Origin of the sequence: Flavobacterium sp. (genome assembly GCF_003525665.1) — a bacterium.
Taxonomy (GTDB): Bacteria; Bacteroidota; Bacteroidia; order Flavobacteriales; family Flavobacteriaceae; genus Flavobacterium.
Genome location: NZ_DQDX01000065.1, coordinates 9,178 through 12,589, shown reverse-complemented (window position 1 = coordinate 12,589; position 3,412 = coordinate 9,178). Strand labels below are relative to the sequence as shown.

Sequence of the window (3,412 nt, the reverse complement as noted above, 5' to 3'; positions counted from 1 at the left end):
AAGAAATACAAAGCAACAATAATGAGATTTATTTCTAAAGAAAAGATAAAGGATTTTGGAATTTATGGGCTTGGTCAGGCTATAAATATAATTAGTCCTCTTTTAGTAATTCCATATATTGTTATGATATGTGGTGAATCTGGATTAGGAAAAATTGGAGTAGGTTTTTCATTTGCATTAATTGCTATTGTGCTGGTTGATTATAGTTCATATATTAATGGAACTAAACAAGTTTCAATATGTTCGAAAAATAAACAAATTTTAGAACATCATTTTTTGACAATATATACTGCCAAATCACTATTGCTCCTTCTCGTTTTATTGATTTGTACATTACTGATTTTTTTAATCCCATTTTTCGAAAAAGATAAACTTCAAATTTTCCTAAGTTTATTGATAGTCATTGGTCAATTTATTAATCCAACTTGGTTTTTTCAGGGAATTCAAAGTTTTAAATGGATTTCAATTATTAATGTATCCTCTAAAATTATATATGTTACATTAGTATTTTTGTTTATTAAGCAACCGGAAGATTATATATTGGTAAATGCTTTTATAGGATTAGGTTCTATAATTGCAAGCTTGTGTGGCTTTATTTGGATATATAGAAGAAATAATTTTTCATTTAAAAATGCATCAATCGCAAATGCTGTATCTTTGATAAAAGAGGATTTCTCACTTACAGTTTCGCAATTGTTTTTTTCTTTTTATCAATATTTACCCATAATAATTATCAGTTTTGTGTGCGGAGATTTTATTGCTGGACAATACAGAATTATTGATCAAGTAATCATGATTTTCAGGACTTATTTGCAAATGTTTTTTAATTTTATTTATGCTGAAATATGTTTGAAAATTTATGAAGATGTAAATAAAGGATTTCTAAAATGGAAACTTGTTAATGGTATTAACTACCTTTTTATCTTATTATTAGTTACTTTGTTTTTCTTTAATAGTGAAATAATTTTATCATTTTTTAAAGTAAGTGTTTCAGACATAAGCGTTTTAAGCAAATATTTTAAAATTGGACTTTTAATTCCAGTTTTTATGGGAATTTCATTTGCATTAAAGCAACTAATTTTCTCATTTAATAAAAATAAGATATACATAATTATCACTATTATTTCAACAATTATAAATGTAATAATAATGTACTTTTTTTTAAAAAATATAGGCTTAAAAGGAGCCTTTTTATCAACTATATTTGTTGAATTATTAATTATTGTATCATACGCTTTAGTTTTAAGAGGGACAATTAAAACAAATATTAAAAATGCTTAAAATTTACAAAGACACTTTTTATAAGCTTTTATATGTTGCTTGTGTGACTGTAATTTTTTTGAACATATATGAATTAACTTTTCTAGTATGGTCGTTAACGGCAATTATAACATTAAGCAATAAATATTCTTTCACTATCTTAAAATATATATTTTGTTTTGGAGCTATATTCATGATTGCTTTTATGGTAAGTTTTTTTAACGATGAGAGTACCTACAATTTTTTTAGAGACATTGCCTATTTATTAAAGCCTATACTTGGGCTTTTAGTTGGATATCAAATCGCAAAAAAAATTAACATTGGCCATCTTTCATTAATCATATATACTGGTGTAATAATTGCTGCTTCACACCTATTAATAGTTTTTTTTACGTTTTTAAAATTTCACACTATCACAGTAAATATTTTAAGAGAGTATTGTGGCTACTTTAGTGATTATGAAATTTATGTTTTACTTATATTGTTGTTTTACAAAAAATTCAACGTTAATTACTCAAAAAAAACACTCTATATATTTATTGCTATACTTTCTTTGTCAAGTTTTTTATACTTATCAAGAACTAATTTCATACAATTTATAATATTATTTATTGCAATCAAAGGATATTTTGTATTGAACAAGAAGTCGCTGGCAATAATTTTTTCTTTTCTGATAGTTGTTTTTTCTGGTTATGCTGCAATTTATTATTCAAATCCTCAGCGAACAGGTAAAGGTATTGAAGCCTTTTTGTATAAAATTAAAATTGCACCATTAGAACCATTTAAAACAAAAATAAATAAAGATGATTGGAAAGATTTTAATGATAATTATCGATCGTATGAAAATATTTTAACTTTTAAGCAGGTTACTTATGAAGGTGATAGTACAATTCTATTTGGCAAAGGATTAGGGTCAACTATAAATTTAGGAAGGGAAGTATGGTCAAATGATGGAGCATACATTCAATATATTCCTATTCTTCACAATGGTTTTGCTACGATATTTTTAAAATCGGGATTAATTGGTGTGCTACTGCTTTTATTGTTCATTTATTTATTATTAAAACACAAAAAGTCTGAAAATCAATTAATTCAAAGCATTAATTTTTTATTAATTGGCTCTGCAATTTTTCTAATAGTTTCCAATTGGGTCTTTATGGGATTATACCTTAAGTTAGATAACAAGTCTATTTTAATTGGATTTTTATTGTGTTACAGAGAAATTTTAATAAAAAGAGAAAACGAACTATCTACAACCAGCCATAATTTAATTGATGAAAAACACTAATATTCTTATTGATTGCCACGTTTTTGATCAATCACTTCAAGGTACAACAACCTATGTTAAAGGAATTTATCTTGAACTAATTAAAGACAAAACAAAGAATTTTTATTTTGTTTCTCATACTTATAATCTTGAGGAAATATTTGGCACACAAGAAAATGTACATTACATAAAATTTAAATCTAAAAATAAATTTTACCGACTTTTAGTTGAACTGCCTCAAATAATTAAAAAGCACAAGATTGATTATGCTCATTTTCAATACATTGTTCCGCCTTTAAAAAGATGCAAATATATCGTTAGTTTACACGATGTACTCTTTTTAGATTACCCAAAATATTTTCCTTTTATCTACAAAGTTTCAAAGAAGATCTTGTACAAATACAGCGCGAAGTATTCAGATATTGTTTTAACCGTTTCCGAGTTTTCTAAAAAGCGAATAGAGCATCATTTCAATTTGCAAAACATTTATATTACTCCAAATGCAGTTGAAGCATCATTTTATGAAAGTTATGATAAAGTTACTGTACAAAAAGAGGTTTTAGAAAAATTTGGTATTCAGAACTATTTTTTATTTGTAAGCCGATGGGAACCAAGAAAAAACCATCATTTATTACTCAAAGTTTTTGCAGAAAAAGAATACTATAAAGAATATAATTTAGTGTTTTTAGGAGATGAAGCTATCGAAAATAAAGAATACAATAATTACTATAAATCACTTTCAGAAGAAGTAAAAAGTAAGATATTTAAATTAAACAAAATCAGCTTTCAAGATTTATTGTTAATTAATAAAGCGGCTCAATTATCGGTTTATCCATCAATTGCCGAAGGTTTTGGAATTCCTCCTTTAGAATCTATGGCTTTTGG

The 3,412-nt window shown here is 25.6% G+C and carries 3 protein-coding genes; all 3 read left to right on the top strand.

The genetic code is table 11. The annotated features are described in order from the left end of the window. A partial coding sequence (locus DIU01_RS04520; protein ID WP_290832054.1) for an oligosaccharide flippase family protein occupies positions 1-1,281 on the top strand: 1,281 nt, incomplete at its 5' end. Then, on the top strand, positions 1,274-2,548 hold the full coding sequence (locus DIU01_RS04515; protein ID WP_290832053.1) for a hypothetical protein: 1,275 nt from the start codon (positions 1,274-1,276) through the stop codon (positions 2,546-2,548). The genes DIU01_RS04520 and DIU01_RS04515, both read left to right, overlap by 8 nt. Next, the coding region (locus tag DIU01_RS04510) for a glycosyltransferase family 1 protein (protein WP_290832052.1) at positions 2,535-3,412 on the top strand (878 nt) is incomplete at its 3' end. The genes DIU01_RS04515 and DIU01_RS04510, both read left to right, overlap by 14 nt.

What these genes read in the sequence shown, in the direction of transcription:
- DIU01_RS04515 (WP_290832053.1), top strand. Translation starts at nt 1,274, where the DNA reads ATGCTTAAAATTTACAAAGACACTTTTTATAAGCTTTTATATGTTGCT.